The sequence below is a fragment of the Streptomyces sp. NPDC050743 genome (assembly GCF_044456925.1).
Taxonomy (GTDB): Bacteria; Actinomycetota; Actinomycetes; order Streptomycetales; family Streptomycetaceae; genus Streptomyces.
Genome location: NZ_JBITGJ010000016.1, coordinates 80,989 through 97,741, shown reverse-complemented (window position 1 = coordinate 97,741; position 16,753 = coordinate 80,989). Strand labels below are relative to the sequence as shown.

Annotated in this window: 11 protein-coding genes and 2 pseudogenes; 2 read left to right on the top strand and 11 right to left on the bottom strand. The window is 71.0% G+C overall.

The genetic code is table 11. From position 1 onward, the window contains the following. Positions 1-59: 59 nt before the first annotated feature. From ACIBJF_RS18415 to ACIBJF_RS18365, 11 genes and pseudogenes are all read right to left on the bottom strand, one after another. On the bottom strand, positions 60-1,460 hold the full coding sequence (locus tag ACIBJF_RS18415; RefSeq protein ID WP_399174783.1) for a glycoside hydrolase family 16 protein: 1,401 nt from the start codon (positions 1,458-1,460) through the stop codon (positions 60-62). Between the two features lie 182 nt (positions 1,461-1,642). Next, positions 1,643-1,870 (bottom strand): annotated as a pseudogene (locus ACIBJF_RS18410) (hypothetical protein); the annotation flags it as partial. Between the two features lie 161 nt (positions 1,871-2,031). Beyond that, positions 2,032-2,787 carry an IclR family transcriptional regulator gene (locus tag ACIBJF_RS18405; RefSeq protein WP_399174781.1) on the bottom strand — a complete coding sequence of 252 codons (756 nt, stop codon included), beginning with the start codon at positions 2,785-2,787 and terminating at the stop codon, positions 2,032-2,034. Between the two features lie 127 nt (positions 2,788-2,914). Continuing rightward, a pseudogene (locus tag ACIBJF_RS18400) lies at positions 2,915-4,747 on the bottom strand (LamG-like jellyroll fold domain-containing protein). A 75-nt stretch (positions 4,748-4,822) separates the two neighbouring features. Then, positions 4,823-6,043 carry an RNA-guided endonuclease InsQ/TnpB family protein gene (locus ACIBJF_RS18395; protein WP_399174779.1) on the bottom strand — a complete coding sequence of 407 codons (1,221 nt, stop codon included), beginning with the start codon at positions 6,041-6,043 and terminating at the stop codon, positions 4,823-4,825. Positions 6,044-6,245: 202 nt separating this feature from the next. Continuing rightward, positions 6,246-9,164 (bottom strand): glycoside hydrolase family 2 TIM barrel-domain containing protein, encoded by a 2,919-nt coding sequence (locus ACIBJF_RS18390; RefSeq protein WP_399174778.1) that lies wholly within the window; start codon positions 9,162-9,164, stop codon positions 6,246-6,248. Further along, positions 9,161-10,132: an alkaline phosphatase family protein gene (locus tag ACIBJF_RS18385; protein ID WP_399174850.1), complete on the bottom strand. Its 972-nt coding sequence runs from the start codon at positions 10,130-10,132 to the stop codon at positions 9,161-9,163. The genes ACIBJF_RS18390 and ACIBJF_RS18385 overlap by 4 nt, the downstream gene beginning before the upstream one ends. Positions 10,133-10,216: 84 nt before the next feature. Beyond that, the gene (locus ACIBJF_RS18380) at positions 10,217-11,086 is read right to left on the bottom strand and encodes a carbohydrate ABC transporter permease (protein WP_399174776.1); all 870 of its coding nucleotides are present in this window, start codon (positions 11,084-11,086) and stop codon (positions 10,217-10,219) included. Next, entirely contained in the window at positions 11,083-12,057 is a 975-nt protein-coding gene (locus tag ACIBJF_RS18375; RefSeq protein ID WP_399174848.1) for a carbohydrate ABC transporter permease, read from the bottom strand. The genes ACIBJF_RS18380 and ACIBJF_RS18375 overlap by 4 nt, the downstream gene beginning before the upstream one ends. A 34-nt stretch (positions 12,058-12,091) precedes the next feature. After that, a complete protein-coding gene (locus ACIBJF_RS18370) occupies positions 12,092-13,369 on the bottom strand; it encodes an ABC transporter substrate-binding protein (protein WP_399174774.1) in 1,278 nt (425 codons plus the stop codon). 49 nt (positions 13,370-13,418) lie between these two features. Beyond that, a complete protein-coding gene (locus tag ACIBJF_RS18365) occupies positions 13,419-14,507 on the bottom strand; it encodes a carbohydrate kinase family protein (protein WP_399174772.1) in 1,089 nt (362 codons plus the stop codon). A 128-nt stretch (positions 14,508-14,635) separates the two neighbouring features. Here ACIBJF_RS18365 and ACIBJF_RS18360 point away from each other — a divergent pair, with 128 nt between their 5' ends. Both ACIBJF_RS18360 and ACIBJF_RS18355 read left to right on the top strand, forming a co-directional pair. After that, a complete protein-coding gene (locus ACIBJF_RS18360; RefSeq protein WP_399174846.1) occupies positions 14,636-15,400 on the top strand; it encodes a DeoR/GlpR family DNA-binding transcription regulator in 765 nt (254 codons plus the stop codon). Then, positions 15,397-16,734, top strand: a complete 1,338-nt coding sequence (locus ACIBJF_RS18355) for a 6-phospho-beta-glucosidase (RefSeq protein WP_399174770.1) — start codon at positions 15,397-15,399, stop codon at positions 16,732-16,734. Before ACIBJF_RS18360 ends, ACIBJF_RS18355 begins: the two co-directional genes overlap by 4 nt. The last annotated feature ends 19 nt before the right edge of the window (positions 16,735-16,753 follow it).

The following is a 16,753-nucleotide window of genomic DNA, read 5'->3' as shown; positions in this document are numbered from 1 at the left end:
GCACACGACGAGTCGGGGGTTGGCCCATGGGTGCGGGCCAACCCCCGGTCGCCGGCCGATCAGTGGCCGAAGTCGAACCAGTTGACGTTCACGTAGTCGGACGGCTGGCCGCTGGTGAAGGTCAGGTACACGTCGTGGGTGCCGGTGACCGAGCCGATGTTGGCCGGGATCGTCCGCCAGGACTGCCAGCCCCCGGTGTTGCCGACGGCGAAGCTGCCGATCGGGGCGTTGCTCCGGCTGTCCAGGCGTACCTCGACCAGTCCGCTGACGCCGTCGGCCGCGCCGCTCGCCACCCGGGCGTAGAACTGGGTGGCCGCCGTGGAGCCGAAGTTCACGCCCTTGTACAGCGCCCAGTCGCCGTTCGCGATCCAGCCGATGTCCTGTCCGCCGCCGGTGTCCGTGGTGGCCTCGGTGCTGATGCCGGACTGGCTGTCGTAGGACTCGGCCTGGACGGCGCTGTAGGCGTCGCGGTTGCCGGGCGGCGGGGGAGTGGTGCCGCCGCCGCTGCCCGAGGACTGCAGGACCTGTACGTAGTCGACGACCATCGGGTGACCGGGCTCCGTGGCGCTGGTCGGGCCGCCGCCGAAGGCCCCGGGGAAGCCGCCGCCCATCGCCACGTTCAGGATGACGAAGAAGCCGTGGTTCGTGGCGTTGGCCCAGGTGGTGGCGTCCATCTGGTTCGCCGTGACGGTCTGGTAGTTGACGCCGTCGACGTAGAAGCGGATCGCCTCCGGGCTCACCGAGCGGTCCCACTCCATGGTGTACGTGTGGAAGCCCGACTGGCACGTGGTGTTGGGACACGCCGTGGAGTTGCCGAGGCCCGTGGTCTCGTTGCAGGGGCCGCCCGGGTTGGTGCCGCAGTGCATGGTGGCCCAGGTCTTGTTCAGGCCCTGGACGTTCTCCATGACGTCCAGCTCGCCGACGCTCGGCCAGTTCTGGTAGTTGCCGCGGTAGGGCGCGCCCAGCATCCAGAAGGCGGGCCAGTAGCCGGCGGCCGCGTTCCCGGTCACGTTGGGCATCTGGACGCGGGCCTCGACGCGCAGCTTGCCGCCGGCCGGGGGCTGGAAGTCGGTCCGGGTGGTCTCGATCCGGCCGGAGGTCCAGTTGCCGGAGGCGTCGCGGCGCGGGGTGATGAGCAGGTCGCCGCTGCCGTCGAGGGCCACGTTGTTCGTGCTGGAGGTCATCGTCTCGACCTCGCCGGTGCCCCAGTTCGCGGCCCCGCCCGGATACGAAGTCCCGGTGTCGTACTGCCAGTTGGACGTGTCCACGCCGGAGCCCGCCGCGCCGTTGAAGTCGTCCAGGAAGACCTGGGACCAGCCCGACGGAGGGGTGGGCGCGGTGGCGCCGGCGGGTGCGGTGGCGGCCGAGGCGACGGCCACCGCCAGGCCGAGCGTGGCGACGGCGGCGACCAGCGCGCGCCGCAGGGGGCGGGGTCTGGGGATGCCGGAGGATTCGCTCATGGGAGGCCTCTCGGTAGGTACGGGGAGTGTGCGGGGGGATGTGAGAGCGCTCCCACGCCGAGCCTGAGAGCGCTCTCAAGGTGCCGCCAATGTGCTCCCCGCCCCTGCGGCCGTCAAGATGTGAAACAAAGAAAGTCCTTGAACCGCAAGGGAGTTCACGGGGTGAAGCCGCCCGTACCGGCTCAGACCGCGCTGCCCGCCTGCCAGTCGGCCCAGGACAGATTCCATCCGTTGAGCCCGTTGGCCGGGTCGACGGTCCTCTCGCCGGAGTTCTGCACGATCACCACGTCACCGAGCATCGAGCTCGCGTAGAACTCGTAGCCGGCCACCGAGGTGTCGCCCGCGCCCTTGGCGTCGTGCAGCCCGACGCAGCCGTGGCTGGTGTTCCGGTGCCCGAACACCGCGGTGGAGTGGGCGACATCACCGCCATGCGGGATGGACACCGGACCGCCCTCACGGCGATCCGGCCATCCCTACCCTGCCCCGCAGGAGTCCGATTCCTCCATGGCCTGAAGGCCGGGGCATCCTCGGAGGAACCCGGTGAACGGCACCCCGCCCGCGTGCGCACTTCTCATGCCCGCCGCTCCGGCCGCCAGCCCAGCGCCCGCGAGATCCCCCGGGCCGCCAGCCGTACCGCCGGAGCCAGCGCCGGCACCTGGGCGCCCGCCCGGGGCACCACCACCGACACCGCCGCCACCACCTCCCCGTCCGGCCCACGCACCGCCGCGGCCACCGACAGCGCGTCCTCCGTCACCTGACGCTCGCTCACGGCCACGCCGACCCGGCGCACTTCGGCGAGCGTGCGCCGCAGTCGCACCGGATCCGTGATCGTGTACGGCGTGAACGCCACCAGCGGCCCGACGCAGTACTCCTCCTGCAGATCCGGGTCGGCATGGGCGAGGAGGACGAGCCCCACGCCCGTGGCGTGCAGCGGCCAGCGCGCGCCGACCCGGATGTGCACGCCCACCGCCGACCGGGCCGACAGCCACTCGATGTAGACGACCTCCGCGCCGTCGCGCACGGCCAACTGCACGTTTTCGTGCGTCGCCTCGTACAGGTCCTCCAGGTACGGCAGCGCCAGCTGTCTGAGGCCCAGGCCGCGCGGCGCGAGCGCGGCCACCTCCCACAGCCGCAGCCCCACGTGGTACACCCCGGACGCGTCCCGCTCCAGCGCGCCCCAAGCGGTCAGGGCCCCCGCCAGCCGGTGCGCGGTGGTCAGGCTGAGCCCGGCCCGGCGGCTGATGTCCGTCAGGGACAGGGCGGGGTGCTCGTGGTCGAACGCGGCGAGCACGGCCAGCAGACGGTCGGCCGCGGAGCGCTCGCTCACGGACCACCTCACCCTGCCGCCGTTCGTCCCGGCCGGGATCGTAACCGACGACCCCGCTCCGCGCCGCTCGGCCGCGGCCGGTGGGCGCAGGACGACGAGCCGGTGTCGCACCGGCCCCGCGTGCCGGTCAGTGAGTCATGAAGGAGGTGACAGGCAGCGGCCGGGAGACGATCCGGACGTCGCCGAGGCGCCCGTGCAGGATCTGGTCGATCCTGTCCGCGTACTCGTAGCCGCCGAGCAGCCAGGGGCGCCCGGACGAGGCGATGCCGATCGCGGGGGCGTGCGGGTTGCGCGCCACGGGGCAGCCCTGGACGTACATGGTCTGTGCCGTCCGTCGTTGACCACGGCCAGGTGCCACCAGGTCTCGCGGGCGGTCTCGTCGCCCCAGTTGGTGACGAGCTGCTGCTGGTTGAGCGGGTGGACGGCCCACTGCGGGCCGGGACCGTCGGAGAGGGACAGCGTGGCCAGCGGCTCGTCCGGGTCGTCCGTGACCGTGCCCACCGAGCCGTTGCGGCCGGTGCGGCTCACCAGGCCGGACCAGGCGTTGCGCGAGGCGTCCCAGTCGGCGGGCAGCCAGTAGAACGCCTCGATGGTGTAACCGTTCTCGAAGGTGGCCGCATTGAGCGGGGCACCGTCGACCGTCTTCAGATACGCGCCTGTCAGCGGCGACTTGTAGCCCTGGAACTCCAGGCTGCCGTGGCCGGGCTGGTCGGGGTGGTGGTCCGCCGACCAGGCGAGCGTGCCGCCGCCCACCGAGACCACGGTGAGGTCGTTGCCGTGGCCGGACAGGTCGCGGACGGTGCCGGACACGGGCGACTCGAAGCGCCAGTACGCGACCGTCCCCCGGACCAGCATCTGCGAGGCCGGGCGCGCCGGGCGGGCCGGTACCGGGTCGAAGCCGGAGAAGCGGTCGGCGAAGTCGATCTCGACGGAGAAACGGTCCGCGTCGCCGCTGAGCTCCATCTCCTGCCGTTCCAGCTCGTTGAGGCCCTTCTTGGCCCGGCCGAGGATCCACGGCGAGACCGTCTCCACGTCGATGACGTTCCGGTCCAGGTCGAAGTGGTAGAGGCGGATCATCGCCGCGCCGCCGAAGTAGCGGTTCTGGTAGTTCGTGAGGTGCAGATGCACCTCGTTGCCGGCCGCGTTCTTGCGGGTCGCGCGGCCCGCGGGCCAGTAGTGACCGTTCAGGGTCAGGAAGATCTGTTCATGGTCGGCGATCAGCTGGTCCCACAACTGCTGTCCGTAGTCGGACAACTGGTCGCCCGCCACGGCGAGTTCGTGCGTCGTGAGAATGACCGGCGTCTTCGGGTGCCGCGCCAGCACCTCCCTCGCCCACGCGTAGCCCTTGGCCGACAGCCGACAGCCGCCAGTCCAGCGCCAGCACCAGCCACTCGCGGCCGGCCGCCTTGAACAGGTGGTAGGTGTTGTAGCCGTCCGGGGAGGCGCCCCCGAACGTCGGCTCGCCCTTGAACCGCTGCGGTCCGAAGGCGTCCAGGTACGAGGTCGGGCCGCGCTGGTCGTCCGTCGACGACCGGATGTCGTGGTTGCCCGCCAGGACGCTGTAGCCGACGCCCCGCCGGTCGAGCAGCCCGAACGCCTCGCTGATCGCGGCGAACTCCTCCTTGGCGCCGTTCTGCGTGAGGTCGCCGAGGTGGGACAGGAAGACGATGTTCTCTTCCCCGCCGTGCTCCAGCAGATAGCGCAAAGACGCCTCGATGGGCGCGGGGTTGATGCTGGGCCCGTCGAAGAGGTACTGGGTGTCGGGCATCACCGCGAGGGTGAAGCGGCGGCTCTGCGCGTCGGGCCGCCAACCGCTCTGCGAGGCGGCCTCGGCGGCGGCCGGCAGGGCGACCGAGGCGGTGGCGGCGGCGCCCAGCAGCGCGGTGGCCCGAAGGAAACCGCGTCTTCCGGCACCGGCCTGCGCGGCCTCGCCCTGGCTGTGGTCATGCGACGTACACACGTGTGCTCCTTGAAGGCTCCCCTCCCTGGAGGGAGGGGGTTGGTCACCCTCCAGGGTTGAGCGGGGATTTACGGCTCAGGCCGCCACCGGAGCCGGCGGCCCCGGTGGTCTTACGCCCTCGACACCGTCCGGGTTCCAACCTGCCCGGACCAGCATCACGCGGGCGGAGTTCTTGTCCCTGGGGGACACCGCTCCACACACGGTGCAGGCATACGTTCTCATCGACAGAGGCAGTGCGTGCTTGGTTCTCGCTCCGCACGTGGCACAGTCCATCGTGGTGTGCGCCGGGTGCACAAGACGGACCTCCCGCCCGTGCTTGCGGCCCATCTCGATCAGGGCACGCTTCGTGGTGGCGATGGCGGCATCGGCCGCCTTGCGGGCCATGGTGGTCTTCGCCAGGAACCTCGGCCTGAAGTCCTCCACCGCAACCCCGTCGTGGCCGCGCATCACGGACTTGGCCCACTTGCGGCCGGTGTCCTCCCGCTGCCGGGCCACCTTCTTGTGCAGCTTCGCCGCCTGTGCCTGGGCCTTGCGGTACCCGGCGGATGCGGGCTGTCCCTTCGGACGGCGCCGCCGGGCCATCATCCGCTGGTACCTCGCCAGCCGCTGCGCGGCCCGCTTGCCGTGCTCGGCATGGGGGAGATCGTAGGCGTCGTCGGTGGTGGTGGCGGTCTCCGTCACCCCCCAGTCCACCCCGAGGACGCGGCCGGTCTCACAGAGCGGCTCAACCTGAGCCGGGACGACGAAGGACGCATACCAGTGGCCGAGGCTGTCCTGGTACACCCGCACACTCGACGGGTCGGCGGGCAGCTCCCGTGACCACACCACCGTCAGCACGATCCGGCCCGCAAGGTGCAGGCGGCCGTCCCTGAGGCGGAAACCGCGCCGGGTGTAGTTCAGGCTGGGCCGCGCCTCCCGCTTCTTCTTCCACCTGGGCATCCCGGCCCGCCGGTGCATCGGAAGCCGGTCCTCGATGTCCTTCAGCGCTTTCGCCCTCGACCTGGCGAAGTCCCGAATCACCTGCTGCTGAGGCACGCTCGCGCCCTCAGCCAGCCATGGCGACACCCCGCGGGCCTCGGTCAGCATCCTGTCGAGCTGCCCCGGACCACAGGTCAGCTTCTCGCCACCCGCTTTGCCCTGCACGTGGACCTGCTGGGACTTCGCGACGCATTCGTTCCAGATCCAGCGGCAGCGATCCCACTCGGCTTCGAGCCGGCGCCCGGCCGTGTTCGACAGGCGCACACGGAAGGTGTACCGGGCATGCCCGGTGTCCTTCGTGGTCGCCTCTGTCGTCATGCATCCGAACCTACCCGAGCGGACTGACAGTTGAGAGTTCTCGATCATGATGGGCGGCATCACCGCCGTGCGGGGCGGACGCCGGACCGCCCTGACGGCGATCCGGCCATCCCTGCCCTGCCCCGTAGGAGTCCGATTCCTCCCCGGCCCGAAGGCCGGGGCATCCTCGGAGGAACCCGGTGACGGGGAAGGGCGCGGGGGGTTACAGAACGCGCAGCGTCCAGCTCCAGCGGTGGACGCCCGCCTTGATGCGGTACTCGGGGAAGGTGTCCGGGCCGCACGACGCCGTGCCCAGCCCTCGGTGCGCCGCGTCGATGTGCACCACGCACCCGGGACGCGGCACCAGCTCGTCATGGTGCGCCGCGGCGGTCAGATCCTCGGCGCGATGCCGGGTGACCGAGACCTGCCGCGGCTGGTCCAGCTCGACCGCCAGGCCGGTCGCGTCCGGCGCGGACAGCGTGAACCGTCGTACGCCGTGCCGGCCGCCGCTCTCCTGGGGCCGCAGGTAGGGGGTGAACAACTCGTCGACGGGGAGGCGGTGGTGGCCGACGGGCGCGCCCGCGCTGCGGTCGGGATACGACTCCCACGGCCCCTGCCCGAACCACTCCAGCAGGTCCAGGCCACCCACCGTCTCGAAGACCGAGCCGACCCGTGCCACGTCGTGGAACTCGTCCGGCAGCTCGGCCTCCTCGTCGATCCGGATGCCTCCGTCGACCGGAGTGAACACCTGCCGGTGCCGTACGACGCCGACCGTGCCGGCGTACTCGGCGTCCACGGTCGTGCGGTCGCTGTCCCGGCGGACCGACACGACCTTGCGGACGAGCGTGTCGAGCCCCCAGTCCCGCCAGCGCGGGGCGAGGCCGCCGAGTTCGTCGTTGTCGGTGGGCGCCCGCCACAGCGAGAGCGTCGGGGCGGCCGTCAGCAGCGGATGGACCAGCAGGCCCTCGGCGTCCACCTCGACGGGCCGGTCCACGAGGACCTGCTCGCGTACGGCGGGCCCGCGCAGCCGCACCTGCGGCACGCACACCTCGGTGCCGCGCGGCGCCCAGGGCTGGTCCTCGGCCACGGTCACCCGCAGCGTCAGCCAGGCCTCACCGCCGTCCTGCGGCACCTCGAAGGGCAGCGGCACCGCGGCCGTCTGGCCGGGGCACAGGTCGGGCAGGTCCGCCGGCGCGGTCAGCCTCCTGCCGTCGGCCAGAACCAGCTCCCACTCGCCGGCCAGCCAGCCCAGGCCGCGGAAGTGCTGGTGGTTGCCGAGGACGATGCCCTCGTGCCGGAAGCACTCGATGCGGACGGGCGCCGCGATCTCCCGGTGCTCGAACATCGCCGGCTTAGGGGTGCGGTCGGGGAAGACGACCCCGTCGGCGACGAAGGCGCCGTCATGGATCGTCTCGCCGAAGTCGCCGCCGTAGGCCCAGCGGTGGCCGGGTGCGGTGACACCGTTGTCGTACAGCCCGGCGCCCGCGCGCCCGGCGGGTCTGCCGTCGTTCACGCGTTGCAGAATTCCGTGGTCCCAGAACTCCCAGATGAACCCGCCCTGAAGACCCGGCGTGGACTCGATGGCCGCCCAATGGTCCGCCAGCGTGCCGTTGCTGTTGCCCATCGCGTGGCTGTACTCGCACTGGATGAGGGGCCTGGTCTGCCGGCCCGACAGGGCGTGGGCGACGCAGTCCTCGATGGGCGCGTACATGGGGCAGGCGATGTCGGAGGCGTCGTCGGTCGCCGACCAGTCGAGCTTGGCGGCCCCCTCGTACTGGATGGGCCGGGTGGGGTCGTGCCGGCGCAGCCAGCCCGCGGTGGCGTCGTGGTTCGCGCCGTAGTCGGACTCGTTGCCCAGCGACCAGATGATGACCGACGGGTGGTTCTTGTCGCGCAGCACCATCCGCGAGACCCGGTCCACGAAGGCGTTCAGATAGCGCGGGTCGTCGGCGATCTCGTGGGCGTGGTCGTGTGACTCGATGTCCGCCTCGTCGACGACGTAGAGGCCGAGCTCGTCGGCGAGGTCGTACAGGGCCGGGTCGCCCGGGTAGTGGGAGGTGCGGATCGCGTTGAAGCCGAAGCGCTTGAGCAGGACCAGGTCCGCGCGCATGTCGTCGCGGGAGACCGTGCGGCCGGTCAGCGGGTGGAAGTCGTGCCGGTTGACGCCCCGGATGTAGACGCGCTCGCCGTTGACCAGGAGGTCGCGGCCGGTGATCTGGACGTCGCGGAAGCCGATGCGGTGGTGCGAGGCGTCGGCGACGGTTCCGTCGGGGCGGTGCAGGCGGACGGTGAGGTCGTACAGCTCCGGCGTCTCGGCGTTCCAGGTGCGCACCTCGGGCACGGTGGTCCGGACGCGGGCCTCGCCGAGGAAGTCGGAGACCCGCTCGTCCTCGGCGTTGAGGCGGTCGAACTCGGCGTCCTGTGCGAGGAGCTCTCCCTCCAGGTCGGCGCTGACGTACCACCCGCCGGGCAGCGTGCCGCGCGCGTCGCGCACCCGGCAGTCGACGCACAGCTCGCCGTCGTACCCCGCCCGCACGGTCACGTCGGCCAGATGCAGCGGATCCGTCGCGTACAGCAGCACCGAGCGGGTGATCCCGCCGTGCCACCAGTGGTCCTGGTCCTCGATGTGCGAGGCGTCCGACCACTTCACCACGGTCAGCCGCAGTACCGACCGCCCACCGGCGCGTACGACGTCGGTGAGGTCGAACTCGGCGGCCAGATGGGAGTCCTTGGAGATGCCGACGGGCCGCCCGTCGACGTGCACCAGGAGCACGCTCTCGGCGGCGCCGACCTGGAGCACGATCCGGCGTCCGGCCCAGTCGGCGGGGACGTCGACCTCGCGCTCGTACACACCCGTCGGGTTGGCGGCGGGGGTGCCGGGCGGGACGTCGGGGAACGGCATGCGGACGTTGGTGTACTGCGGCAGGTCGGCGGTGTCCTGCAGGGTCCAGGCGCCGGGGACGTACGCCGAGGACCAGGCCCCGCCGACCGGTGCGTCCGGAGCGGGCAGCAGCTGGAAGCGCCAGTCGCCGTCCAGCGAGAGGGCTCCGGAGCGCCGGTCGACGGCGTTCGTGGGCAGGCGCCCCCAGGAGGTCAGTTCAGGGGCCTGCCAGGGGCGCAGGGCGAGGAGTGCGTCGGTCATGGCCATTCCGGAGTCGGTGGTGACGAAAGTGGCGTGGAGCCGGCCAGGACGCGGCCTTGCAGGCCCCAGGCGGGGTCGACGGGGATGCCGAGTCGGTCCAGGACGGTGGGGGCGATGTCGATGAGGCGGGGCGTGGTGAGCCGGGTGCCGCCGGGCGCGCCGGGCTCGGCGAGGACTACGAAGACCTCTCGCTCGGCAGGCGTGTCGCCGCCGTGGCCACCGGTGTCGAGGTGTCCGTGGTCCGTGGTGACCAGCACGGTCCAGTGCTCGTCCGCATGGGCGGGGTCGAAGCGCCGGACGTCGATGGCCTCCAGCAGCCGCCCGAGGTGGGTGTCCTGGGTGAGGAGGGCATGGTCGTAGGCGGGGCTGAGGGGTCCCGTGGCGTGGCCGGCCTCGTCGGTGGCGCCGAAGTACACGAACACGACGTCCGGGTCGTCCTCGGTGAGCCAGCGTGCGGCGGTGCGGGCGACGAGGCGGTCGGCGGTGTCGTAGCCGTCGGACTCGCCGTCGTAGTGCACACGTCGGCCGATGGCGGGGCCGAGGGTGCCGCGGCGGACCAGTTCCGGCCAGGACACCGCGGCCGCGGCGCGCAGACCGGGCCGGGCGGTGACGGCGCGGCTGAGGAAGTCGGGATGGCGGGCGTAGTCGGCGCCGGCGAAGTCGTTGCCCCTGACCCCGTGGCGGTCGGGCCACACCCCGGTCAGCACGCTCGACCAGCCGGGCCCGGAGTCGGTGTAGGCCATGCTGGTCGACGGCCCGGCCTCGGCCTGACCGTCCACCTCGCCGTAGGGCAGCAGGCTGGTGCCGAAGGCGCCCGCTGCCATCAGGCCGTGCAGCACGGGTGCCGTGGACGGCGAGCGCAGCGAGATGGGGGTCCCTCCGGCTGGAGGCTGGGGGAGAAGCGGTACGTGGGCCCCTCCGGCCGGAGGCCGGGGGAGGGGCAGCCGGTCGACGCGCACCCCGTCCATGCCCACCACGAGCACCTTGCCGCGCCCCGGCCGCCCCCCGCCGACGTCGTACGTCACCGGTCACCTCTCTCTCGCGACACCGGTTCAGCTGCCCTGTACCGCTCCTTCGGTGGCGCCCGCGATGAACCCGCGGGCGAAGATGCTGAAGACCACGACCAGCGGAAGGGCCGCCATCAGCACACCCGCCATGACCATGCTGTAGTCGGTGGTGTGGCCGACGTTCAGCTGGGCCAGCTCCACCTGCAGGGTCACGTGGTCGGGGTTGGTGAGCACGACCAGCGGCCAGATGTAGTCGTTCCAGCAGTTGACGAAGGCGTAGATGGCGAGGAAGGACAGAGCGGGCCTGATCATCGGCAGCGCGATGTTCCAGTACTGACGGAAGAACCCGGCGCCGTCGATGCGCGCGGCGTCGAGCAGTTCGTCGGGAACGCCGTTCTGGATGTACTGGTGCAGCCAGAAGATGCCGAAGGCGTTGGCGAGGGAGGGCAGGGCCAGCGCCTTGAGCATGCCGACCCAGCCGATCTTCGACATGAGGATGAACTGCGGCAGGATCGCCAGCTGCAGCGGCAGCATCATGAACAGCAGCAGGGTGCCGAAGAGCAGCTTGCGGCCGGGGAAGTCGAACTTGGCGAAGGTGAAGGCCGCCAGGGAGTCGATGAACAGCACCAGGGTGGTGGTGACACACGCGACGACGACCGTGTTGAGCATCGACCCGAAGAAGTCGATGGTGTGGAGCACGTGCCGGATGTTCTCCAGCAGGTGGGAGCCGAACGTCAGCTTCGGTGGGCTCTTGTAGATGTCCTGCGTGGTGTTGGTCGCCATGACGATCGTCCACACGAAGGGGAAGACCGAGATCAGGACGGCCAGCATGAGGATGATGTGCGCGGTCAGGCCCTTGGGGCGGCGCAGCCGCCGCGCGCCCGTGGCCGGCCGCGTCGTGTCCGCTGTCGTCATGACTTCCTCCCTCCTCGCGTGATGCGCCAGTTGATGGCGACCAGCACGATGATCAACACGAAGAAGGCCCATACGATGGCCGCGCCGTAGCCGTAGTCGTTGTTCAGGAAGGCCGACTGGTAGAAGTACAGCAACGTGGTCAGACCGGCCTGGCCCGGGCCGCCGAGGTTCGCGTTGGCGGCGTTGCTGGCGAACAGGACCTGGGGTTCGCTGAAGCTCTGCAAGCCGTTGATGGTCGAGATGATGACCGTGAACAGGATGATCGGCCGCATGATCGGGATGGTGATCTGGAAGAACGTGCGGATGGGGCCGGCGCCGTCCATCTTGGCCGCCTCATAGATCGAGGTCGGGATCGCCTGCAGGCCGGCCAGGTAGATGATCATGTTGTAGCCGGTCCACATCCAGGTCATCAGCAGCGCGATGACCAGCTTGATCAGCCACGGGTTGCTGAGCCACGGGACGGGCGAGATGCCGACCGTGCTCAGGATCGCGTTGACCAGACCGAAGTTGTTGCTGAACACCGCGCCGAAGAAGATCGCCACCGCGACGATCGACGTGACGTTCGGCACGTAGAGGGCGATGCGGTAGAAGCCCTTGAAGCGGCGCACCGAGTGCAGCAGCGTCGCCAGCACCAGGGCGCCGAAGAGCGTGGGAACGGTGGACAGGACCCAGATCACCAGGGTGTTGCGGATCGACAGCCAGAAGACCGGGTCCGCCCACAGGAACCGGAACTGCTGCAGGCCCACGAACTGCATGGTGCCCATGCCGTCCCAGCGCTGGAAGGCCAGATACAGCGAGTAGAAGACGGGGAAGAACGAGAAACCGATGAAGACCAGGTAGAAGGGCGAGATCGCGAGGTACTGCCGCCAGTACGACAGCGGCCCGCGCCGCCCGGGCCGGGCGGCGCCCGCGGGCGTGGCACGCCGCGGGCGGAACCGGGCGGGGCCCGGCCCGCCACGGTGCTCGGGCACCGTGGCGGGGTCGGTGACCGGAGGTGACGACACCTCAGCTCACCCCCTGTCGCCGGGCGATCTGCCTGGCCTGGCTGACCGCGTCCTTCCAGGCGTCGTCGGGCTTCTTGCCCTTGGCCTCGATGTTGGTCAGCTCCGTCATGTAGGGGGCCATGACGGCGGCGTCGGCAGGTGCCTCGTAGCTGTCCGGGATGGCCTTGGCGGCCGGACCGAAGACCTCGATGATCTTCTGCCCGCCGAAGAAGGCGTCGGGGCCCGTCATGGCCGGCATGGAGTACGCGGCCGGTGCGGCGGGGAAGATGGCGGCGTCGGTGAAGCCGCGGGCGTCGTTGGCGGGGCTCAGGATCCAGCTGATGATCTTGAACGCCTCTTCGGGGTTGCGGCACTGCCTGGGCAGGGCCAGGTAGGAGCCACCCTGGTTGGCCGGTCCGCCGGGATTGGCGCAGACCCGCCACTTGCCCTTGGTCTGCGGGGCGGCCTGTTCGATGTCCAGCGCGTGCCAGGCCGCGCCGAGTTCGGTGCCCAGGTTCTTGCCGACGGCGGCGTTCCAGGTGTTGTCGTTGATCTTGGCGTCGATGCCGAGCGTGTAGGGACGGACCGCCGTGGTCCACGCCGTGCGGATGTGGTCCTGGTCCCCGATGAAGTGGTTGTTCTTGTCGATGAACCGCTGGGCTCCCTGGCCGACCGCGATGTTGAACACCGAGCTGATGTTGTTGACCAGGAAGGTGCCGGGCACCTTGCCCTTCAGTTCGGTGCCGAGCGCGAAGTAGCCGTCCCAGGTCTTGACCCGGTCGGCGACCTTGTCGGGATCGGTGGGCAGCCCGGCCTTGGCGAACAGGTCCTCGCGGTAGAAGAGCGCGGTGGGTCCGATGTCGATCGGGAAGCCGATCTGCTTGCCGTCGGCGGTCTGGGCGAGCTTGGTCTTCCAGTCCAGGTACTGGTGCGAGATCGTTTTGAAGCCGAGGTCGTTGAGGTCGAGGAAGCGGCCGGCGTTGGGCAGGAAGGACGCCATGTCCTCGCCCTTGATGCCGGTGATGTCGGGCACGGAGGTGCCCGCCGCGAGGGTGGTGGTGAGCTTCTGCTTGAAGTCGCCGCCGATGGACGAGACGGTTAGTTTCACCTCGCTGCCGAAGTGCGTCTTGGCCTCCGCGACCACCTTGTCGCTGAGCGCGCCGCCCCAGTACCACAAGGTGAGGTCCTTGCCGTTCTTGGTGCCGCTCGATCCTGAGCCGCCGCCGCATGCGACGGTCAGGCCGGACGCGGCCGCGGTGAGCGCGGCGGCCTGGAGGAAGCCTCTACGAGAAAGGTCCACGGGTTACTCCTGTTGTTCCTGTTCGCGGTGCTGAGGGGCGTGATGGGAGTCAGTGCTGCCGTGCGGAAGCCCGTGGGCCGACGGGCGGGTGAGGGTTCGGCGGAGTCACGGGGGCATGGCGGACCGGCGGGCCGACGTCCGCCGGGAGCCGGTCCGCGAGGAAGCCGTACGCGCGCTTCAGGTCGGGGTCGGTCAGGGAGCGCCACCAGCGGTCGACGCCGTACCAGCCGGGGGCGGCGAGTGCGCCGCCGTGGTGGCGGACGGACAGCCCGGCGGCGAGCACCGCGAACCGCAGCCGCTCGGCCAGCGGCCAGCCACCGAGCGAGGCCGCGAGGAAGCTCGCGCCGAACACGTCCCCGGCGCCCGTGGCGTCCAGCACGTCGACGTCGAGGGCCGGGACCTCCGCGTACTCGCCGGTCGTCTGGTCGGCGGCCATCGCCCCGTCGCCGCCCCGGGTGACCACGGCCACCGGGACCAGCTCGCTGAGCGCGCCGAGTGCCGCCCGCGCGCTGTCGGTGCGGGTGTAGGCCATCGCCTCGGTCTCGTTGGGGAGGAAGGCGTGGCACAGGGAGAGCTGGTCGAGGAGGTCGGTGGACCACCGCTGGGTGGGGTCCCAGCCGACGTCGGCGTAGATGCGGGTGCCGTTCGCGGCGGCCTTGGCGAGCCACTCGCGGGGCTCGGCCTCGATGTGCACGAGGGCGGTGCGCGCCTCGGGCGGGTCGCCCATGAGCGCGTCCTGCGAGTACGGCGGTTCCTGGCCGTGGGTGACCAGGGCCCGGTCGGTGACGGGGGGCCCGCCGCGCGAGCCGGGCAGGGCGTGGGGGAGGGCGAGCGCGACGGTGACGGGGGTGGGCCAGCCGTCGGCGGTGCGGGAGAGCGAGAGGTCGATGCCCTCCTGGTCGCGCAGGACGTCACGGCAGTACGCGCCGTAGAAGTCGTCCCCGAAGACCGTGGCCAGCGAGGTGCGCAGACCGAAGCGGGACGCGGCCACCGCGAGGTTCGCGATGCCGCCCGGGCCGCAGCCCATGCCGGCCGTCCAGATCTCCTCGCCGGGCGTCGGCGGCTTCCCGAGTCCCGTGAGGACGAGGTCGTAGAACAGCAGTCCGGTCAGGAGCACGTCGGGCCTGTCGTCGTCCACGCGCACCGCCTCTCGTCAAAACTCGTCATTTTTAATGACCGGAATCGTGCGCCGCCTCGCGGGATTGGTCAATACCCGAGCAGAAGTGAGCATGGAAATGATTGAAGATGACGAGTAGTGTTCACGGCGTGCTGGCAGAACGACGACACCAACTCATCCTGCGCGCCCTGCGCTCCGGCGGTCCCGCGTCCGTGACCGACCTCTCCGAACACCTGGGCGTGAGCCCCGCCACGATCAGGCGCGACCTGGTCAAGCTGGAGGAGGACGGTCTGCTCACACGTGTGCACGGCGGTGCGGTCGTCGAGGAGGGCGACCAGCCCTTCGCCGAGGTCGCCGAGGTGCGGGTGGCCGAGAAGGACGCGATAGCCGCGCGGGCGGCGGCGATGGTCGGCGACGGCCAGTCCGTGCTGCTCGACATCGGGACCACCGCCTACCGGCTGGCCCGTCAGCTGCACGGCCGCCGCCTCACCGTGATCACCAGCAACCTGGTGGTCTACGAGGAACTCGCCGACGACGAGGGCATCGAGCTGGTCCTGCTCGGCGGCATGGTCCGCCGCGAGTACCGCTCCCTGGTCGGCTTCCTCACCGAGGACAACCTGCGTCAGCTGCACGCCGACTGGCTCTTCCTCGGCACCAGCGGTGTGCGCCCGGGCGGGCAGGTGATGGACACGACGGTCGTCGAGGTGCCGGTGAAACGGGCCATGATCAAGGCCGGCGACAAGGTCGTCCTGCTGGCCGACTCCGCCAAGTTCCCGGGTACGGGCATGGCGAGGGTCTGCGGTCCCGAGGACCTGGACGTGGTGGTGACGAACGCGCCGGTCGACCCGGTGACCCGCTCCTCGCTGGAGGAGGCGGGCGTCGAGGTGGTCCTGGCAGGAGAGGTGCAGACGTGAAGCTGACGATTCTGGGCGGCGGCGGGTTCCGGGTGCCGCTCGTGTACGGGGCGCTGCTGGGCGACCGCGGCGAGGGGCGGGTCACCGAGGTCGTGCTGCACGACCTGGACGCCGGCCGGCTCTCCGCGGTGACCCGCGTGCTCACCGAGCAGGCCGCCAGGGTCGGGGACGCTCCCCGGGTGACCGCCACGACCGACCTCGACGAGGCCCTGCGCGGCGCCGACTTCGTCTTCTCGGCGATCCGCGTCGGCGGCCTGGAGGGCAGGGCGAACGACGAGCGCGTGGCCCTGGCCGAGGGCGTGCTCGGCCAGGAGACGGTCGGCGCGGGCGGCATCGCCTACGGCCTGAGGACCGTCCCGGTCGCCGTCGGCATCGCGCAGCGCGTCGCCCGGCTCGCCCCGGACGCCTGGGTCATTAACTTCACCAACCCGGCCGGTCTCGTCACCGAGGCCATGTCCCGCCACCTCGGCGACCGCGTCATCGGCATCTGCGACTCGCCGGTCGGCCTCGGCCGCCGTATCGCCCGTGTGCTCGGCGCGAACCCGAAGGAGGCGTGGATCGACTACGTCGGCCTGAACCACCTCGGCTGGGTCCGCGGCCTGCGCGTCGCCGGCCGCGACGAACTCCCGCGCCTGCTCGCCGACCCCGGCCTGCTCGGCTCCTTCGAGGAGGGCAAGCTCTTCGGCGTCGACTGGCTCCAGTCGCTCGGTGCGATCCCGAACGAGTACCTGCACTACTACTACTTCAACCGCGAGGCCGTCCGCGCCTACCAGCAGGCCGAGAAGACCCGCGGCGCCTTCCTGCGCGACCAGCAGGCGCGCTTCTACGAGGAGGCCGTCCGCTCCGGCGTGTCGGCCCTCGAGGCCTGGGACCGCACCCGCGCCGAGCGCGAGGCGACGTACATGGCGGAGAACCGGGAGACGGCCGGCGCCGGCGAGCGCGAGGCCGACGACCTCTCCGGCGGCTACGAGAAGGTCGCCCTGGCCCTGATGCGGGCCATCGCCCGCGACGAGCGCACCACCCTCATCCTGAACGTCCGCAACCAGCACACCCTGTCGGTCCTGGACACGGACGCCGTGATCGAGGTGCCCTGCCTGGTCGACGCCAACGGCGCCCACCCGGTCGCCGTCGACCCGCTGCCCGGCCACGCCTCCGGCCTGGTCTGCGCCGTGAAGGCCGTCGAGCGCGAGGTCCTCGCCGCGGCCGAGTCCAGCTCCCGCACGACGGCCGTGAAGGCCTTCGCGCTGCACCCGCTGGTCGACTCCGTGAACGTGGCCCGTCGGCTGGTCGAGGGGTACACCGAGGTCCATCCTGGCCTCGCGTACCTCAAGTGAACGCCCGCCGGAAAGCGTT